A 4,621-nucleotide genomic window follows, 5' to 3' on the forward strand; every position below is an offset into this window, starting at 1 on the left:
GAGCGCGCTTGCGCGCGATGGGTCCGCCAGGCACAACAAAAAAAGCCCGCGATCGCTCGCGGGCTTTTTCTTTCGCCTTGCGGCAGCCGATTACTCGGCGGCGGCGGCAGCCTTCTTCGCGGCCTTGGCGGCAGCGGCGGCGGCGACGTCTTCCTTGATGCGGGCGGCCTTGCCTTCGAGGCCACGCAGGAAGTACAGCTTGGCGCCGCGGACCTTGCCCTTGCGCTTGACTTCGACCGAGTCGATGGCCTGGCTGTGGGTCTGGAACACGCGCTCGACGCCGGTGCCGTGCGAGATCTTGCGCACGGTGAAGGCCGAATGCAGGCCGCGGCTGCGCTTGGCGATGCAGATACCCTCGAACGCCTGGACGCGCTCGCGGTTACCTTCCTTCACCTTGACGTTCACGACCACGGTGTCGCCAGGGCCGAAATCCGGCAGCTGGCGGGTGATCTGCTCGGCTTCGAACTGTTGGAGGAGTTTGTTCATGGCTGACACCTGTCAATTTTTGTTACGGCGGTCGTCGCCGGCCGCACCGTTTGGCCGTGCATATTCACGGCGGAATTCATCCAGCAAAGCCCGGGATTTATCATCCAGGACCAGCTGCGTTAGCAGATCCGGCCGGCGCAGCCAGGTTCGACCTAGCGACTGCTTGTGGCGCCAGCGGGCGATAGCCGCGTGGTCGCCGGAAAGCAGCACCTCCGGCACGCCACCCCATGCATCGTGCTGCACGGGACGGGTGTAGTGCGGGCAATCCAGCAAGCCGTCCGAGAACGAATCCTGCTGGTGGGATTGCGCGTCGTTCAACGCGCCTTCCTGCAGACGACCCACCGCATCGATAACCACCGCTGCGCCGAGCTCCCCGCCAGACAGCACATAATCGCCGATTGAGAGCTCTTCGTCGACCTCGTGCTGGACAAAGCGTTCGTCCACACCTTCATAACGTCCACAAATGAGGGCGATTCGCGGCATGCGCGCCAGCGCCTCCACCCTCTTTTGCGTCAGCCGCGCACCTTGCGGGCTGAGGTAAACCACGTGCACCGGTTCCGGTGCCGCCTCACGAACGGCGGCAAGCGTGGCCCGCAGCGGTTCGATCAGCATCACCATGCCTGGTCCACCGCCAAAGGGGCGGCCATCCACGGTGCGATAATTGTCGGTGGCGAAATCGCGCGGGTTCCAGGCCTCGACCTGGAGCAGCTCGCGCTGCTGCGCCCTTCCCACCACCCCGATACCGGCCGACTGGCGGACGAAATCGGGAAACAGCGTAACCACGTCGATGCGCATGACTTCAGTGGCCGCTGTTACTTAAAACTCGGGATCCCAGTCCACCACGATGCGGCCGGCGTCGAGATCGACGGACTGCACGTAGGGGCCCTGGACGAACGGCACCAGGCGCTCCTTCTCGCCATCCTTCACCACCATGACGTCGTTGGCGCCGGTGGAAAACAGATGGCTGACCCGGCCCAGGGTGACGTTTTCCGTGGTGACGACCTCGAGGTTTTCGAGATCGAACCAGTAGAACTCGCCCGGGGCGGCCGGCGGGAACAGGTCGCGCGAGACGGTGATCTCGCAGCCGACCAGTGTTGCCGCCTGGTCGCGATCCGCGATGCCCGGCAGGGAGGCGACGATGCCCTTGCCCTGCGCGTTGCCGCGGATACCGCTCATCTCCCGTTCCACGCCCGGCGCGGTCAGCTGCCAGGGCTGGTACCGGAAGATCTGGAGGCGGGGCTCGGTCCAGCTTTCGAGCTTGACCTGGCCCTGCACACCATGGAGCCCAACGATGCGCCCTACGCGGACGCGCCTGCCAGGCTCCATCGACATCAGGCTGCCAGCTTGCCGGCTTCCTTGACGAGCGCGCGGACCTTGTCGGTCAGCTGGGCACCCTTGGCCACCCAGGCGTCAACCTTGGCGACGTCGAGCTCGAGACGCTTGTCGGCGCCCGAAGCGACCGGGTTGTAGTAGCCGACGCGCTCGATGTTGCGACCGTCGCGCGGGCTGCGCTGGTCGGTCACGACGATGTGATAAAACGGACGGCCCTTGGCGCCACCGCGCGAAAGACGAATCTTGACCATAAGTTACGTGCTCCAGAGTGCCGAATGCCGGCAAGGCGCGCGCGAGAAGCGGGCGCGGTAAAGCCGGACATTTTAGCCAAATTTTTCGGAAATGGAAGTACCTGCGGGTACTTCCGCGGCCCAACGGGCCATTTAGCGCGGCGGCATCATCCCGCCCATGCCGCCCATGCCCTTCATGGCGCCACGCATCTGGCGCATGAGGCCCTTGCTGCCGCCCTTGGACAGCTTGGACATCATCTTTTCCATCTGCATGAACTGCTTCAGCAGGCGGTTGACGTCCGCCGGCTGGGTGCCCGACCCGCGTGCGACGCGGGCCTTGCGGGAACCGTTGAGGAGATCCGGATGGCGGCGCTCCTTCTTGGTCATCGAGCCGATGATGGCGACCATCTTGTTGAGTTCGCCGTCGTTGACCTTGGATTTGACGTTATCGGGCAGGCTGGAAACGCCCGGGAGCTTGTCCATGAGGCCGGCCAGGCCGCCCATGTTGCTCATCTGCTGCAGCTGGTCGCGCATGTCGTTGAGATCGAAGCGCTTACCCTTCATGACCTTTTCGGCCAGCTTCTGCGCCTTCTCGTGGTCGACCTTGCGCTCGACCTCCTCCACCAGCGACAGGACGTCGCCCATGCCGAGGATGCGCTGCGCCACGCGATCGGGGTGGAAAGGCTCGAGGGCGTCGGTCTTCTCGCCGGCGCCGAGGAACTTGATGGGGCGGCCGGTGATATAGCGCACCGACAGCGCGGCACCGCCGCGGGCATCGCCGTCGGTCTTGGTGAGCACCACGCCGGTGAGCGGCAGCGCGTCGGAGAAGGCCTTGGCGACGTTGGCGGCATCCTGGCCCGTCATCGAGTCGACGACGAACAGGGTTTCGATCGGGTTGATGGCACCGTGGAGGGCCTTGATCTCCTCCATCATGGCTTCGTCGACGTGCAGGCGGCCGGCGGTATCCACCAGCAGCACGTCGATGACCTCGCGGCGGGCCGCGGCGATGGCGGCCTTCGCGATGTCGACCGGGTTCTGGCCGGCTTCGGACGGGAAGAAGGCCACGTCGACCTGCGAGGCCAGCGTGCGCAGCTGCTCGATGGCGGCCGGACGGTAGACGTCGCAGCTGACCACCATGACGCGCTTCTTTTTCCGTTCCTTGAGGAAGCGGGCGAGCTTGCCGACGGTGGTGGTCTTGCCAGCGCCCTGCAGGCCGGCCATGAGGACCACGGCGGGCGGCTGGGTGGCGAGGTTCAGCTCGCTGTTGGCGGCGCCCATGACGGCGGTGAGCTCGTCGCTGACGACCTTGACCAGCGCCTGGCCCGGCGAGAGGCTCTTCATCACCTCCTGGCCCACCGCACGCACCTTGACGCGCTCGACCAGCGCCTTGACCACGGGCAGCGCCACGTCGGCCTCGAGCAGCGCGATGCGGACCTCGCGCAAGGTTTCGCGGATGTTTTCTTCGGTCAGCCGGCCGCGACCACGCAGGCGGTTGACGGTGTCGGAGAGGCGTTGGCTGAGGGATTCGAACATGTTTGAACCGTCGGGAAATATTCCAAGCCGTCGATTATAGCGGGAGATCGGTGGCGGGGGACGGGAGAAGGGAGTGGCCCCTCATGGCGCAACGTGATCCGGGGTGCCACTCCCTCCGCCCGCCTCCCGCTCCCGCTCGTAAACGCCACTGTGTCGCATTCCGCTCCCCCACCCCGCTATGCCACACTGCGCGTCCATGATCGTCACCCTCTCGCTGGCCGCCATCCTTTTCTACCTGTCCGCCGCCGGCGTGCTCGCCCGGCCGCTGGTGACGGGTGGCCAGCCGCTGGCCCGGGTCGGCATGGCCCTGGCGTGCATCGCGGCGCTGGCCCACGGCGGTGCACTGCTCGGCGCGCACCGCGGCACGCTCGACCTGCACTTCTTCGCCGCCCTTTCGCTGGTGGCGTGGATCGCCTCGGCCCTTACCCTGGCCGTGAACCTGTCCCGCCCCGTGGCGGGCCTGGGCATCCTTGTCTTCCCGCTCTCGGCCACCTGCCTGGCCCTCGACGCCTTCCTCGCCCCACGCACCGCGCCCATGGCCATGACGTGGCAGATCGAGATGCACGTCACCATCGCGGTCTTCGCCTTCGCCTTCCTCTCGCTGGCGGCCGCCCTGGCCATCCTGCTGGCGATCCAGGAGCGTGCGCTGCGCCGCAGCCGCTTTGGCCACTGGGTGCGTGCCCTGCCCCCGCTCACGCTCACCGAGGTGCTGCTGTTCCGCCTTATCGCGGTCGGCTTCGTGCTGCTCACGCTGACGCTCATCACCGGCGCCCTGTTCGTCGGCGACCTGTTCGGCCAGCACCTGGTGCACAAGACGGTGCTATCCATCGTCGCATGGGTGGTGTTCGGCGTGCTGCTGTGGGGCCGCTGGCGCCATGGGTGGCGTGGCATCCGCGCGGTGAACCTCACGCTGACGGGCATGGCGATTTTATTGCTGGCGTTTTTTGGCACGAAGATGGTGCTGGAGCTGATTTTGCATCGCACGGCTTAGGGGCGTTGCGTCGCCGCCTTGTTGGCCTTTCGCGCGCAAGCGCGCTCCC

General features: G+C 66.2%; 6 protein-coding genes. 1 reads left to right on the plus strand and 5 read right to left on the minus strand.

Annotation, left to right across the window (positions count from 1 at the left end):
- Nucleotides 1–90: 90 nt before the first annotated feature.
- The 5 genes from rplS to ffh all read right to left on the minus strand — a co-directional run bounded on the left by rplS (nt 91) and on the right by ffh (nt 3,581).
- A complete protein-coding gene (gene rplS / locus VI08_RS19510; RefSeq protein ID WP_045831308.1) occupies nt 91–486 on the minus strand; it encodes a 50S ribosomal protein L19 in 396 nt (131 codons plus the stop codon).
- A gap of 12 nt (nt 487–498) precedes the next feature.
- Nucleotides 499–1,281 carry a tRNA (guanosine(37)-N1)-methyltransferase TrmD gene (trmD, locus tag VI08_RS19515; RefSeq protein WP_045831309.1) on the minus strand — a complete coding sequence of 261 codons (783 nt, stop codon included), beginning with the start codon at nt 1,279–1,281 and terminating at the stop codon, nt 499–501.
- Nucleotides 1,282–1,302: 21 nt separating this feature from the next.
- Nucleotides 1,303–1,812 (minus strand): ribosome maturation factor RimM, encoded by a 510-nt coding sequence (gene rimM, locus VI08_RS19520; protein ID WP_045831313.1) that lies wholly within the window; start codon nt 1,810–1,812, stop codon nt 1,303–1,305.
- 5 nt (nt 1,813–1,817) lie between these two features.
- On the minus strand, nt 1,818–2,069 hold the full coding sequence (gene rpsP / locus VI08_RS19525; protein WP_045831310.1) for a 30S ribosomal protein S16: 252 nt from the start codon (nt 2,067–2,069) through the stop codon (nt 1,818–1,820).
- A 132-nt stretch (nt 2,070–2,201) separates the two neighbouring features.
- Complete coding sequence (gene ffh, locus VI08_RS19530; protein ID WP_045831311.1) at nt 2,202–3,581, minus strand: signal recognition particle protein; 1,380 nt, start codon at nt 3,579–3,581, stop codon at nt 2,202–2,204.
- A 196-nt stretch (nt 3,582–3,777) separates the two neighbouring features.
- Between ffh and VI08_RS19535 the strand changes: the two genes are divergently transcribed.
- Nucleotides 3,778–4,572: a cytochrome C assembly family protein gene (locus VI08_RS19535; protein WP_045831312.1), complete on the plus strand. Its 795-nt coding sequence runs from the start codon at nt 3,778–3,780 to the stop codon at nt 4,570–4,572.
- Nucleotides 4,573–4,621: the final 49 nt, after the last annotated feature.

This window comes from Luteibacter yeojuensis (assembly GCF_000964085.1).
GTDB classification, from domain to species: domain Bacteria; phylum Pseudomonadota; class Gammaproteobacteria; order Xanthomonadales; family Rhodanobacteraceae; genus Luteibacter; species Luteibacter yeojuensis_A.

What these genes read in the sequence shown, in the direction of transcription:
- VI08_RS19535 (WP_045831312.1), top strand. Translation starts at nt 3,778, where the DNA reads ATGATCGTCACCCTCTCGCTGGCCGCCATCCTTTTCTACCTGTCCGCC.
- ffh (WP_045831311.1), bottom strand. Translation starts at nt 3,581, where the DNA reads ATGTTCGAATCCCTCAGCCAACGCCTCTCCGACACCGTCAACCGCCTG.
- trmD (WP_045831309.1), bottom strand. Translation starts at nt 1,281, where the DNA reads ATGCGCATCGACGTGGTTACGCTGTTTCCCGATTTCGTCCGCCAGTCG.
- rplS (WP_045831308.1), bottom strand. Translation starts at nt 486, where the DNA reads ATGAACAAACTCCTCCAACAGTTCGAAGCCGAGCAGATCACCCGCCAG.
- rimM (WP_045831313.1), bottom strand. Translation starts at nt 1,812, where the DNA reads ATGGAGCCTGGCAGGCGCGTCCGCGTAGGGCGCATCGTTGGGCTCCAT.
- rpsP (WP_045831310.1), bottom strand. Translation starts at nt 2,069, where the DNA reads ATGGTCAAGATTCGTCTTTCGCGCGGTGGCGCCAAGGGCCGTCCGTTT.